The organism is Alteromonas sp. G5_S2_22_S1, assembly GCF_054968525.1.
The window spans coordinates 1-302 of the sequence record NZ_JBQKUJ010000070.1 but is presented as its reverse complement, the minus strand read 5'-3'; the positions used below and the strand labels follow the sequence as shown (position 1 = coordinate 302).

Below are 302 nucleotides of genomic sequence, written 5' to 3'. Positions count from 1 at the left end.
CCACCTTCATCTTTAGACAGTACGTATACTTCTGCTTCGAAGTTAACGTGTGGAGTGATTGAACCAGGCTTAGCTAGTACTTGACCACGTTCAACTTCATCACGCTTAGTACCACGTAGAAGAACACCAACGTTCTCACCTGCACGGCCTTCGTCAAGAAGCTTACGGAACATCTCAACACCAGTACAAGTAGTCTTAGTCGTATCTTTGATACCTACGATTTCTACTTCTTCACCAACCTTGATGATACCTTGCTCAACACGACCCGTTACAACAGTACCACGGCCTGAGATTGAGAATAC

General features: G+C 45.0%; 1 protein-coding gene. It reads right to left on the bottom strand.

Translation table 11 applies throughout. The features are described from left to right. Positions 1–302: EF-Tu/IF-2/RF-3 family GTPase (locus tag ACTRWF_RS19715; protein WP_462836109.1), on the bottom strand; the 302-nt coding region annotated here is incomplete at both ends.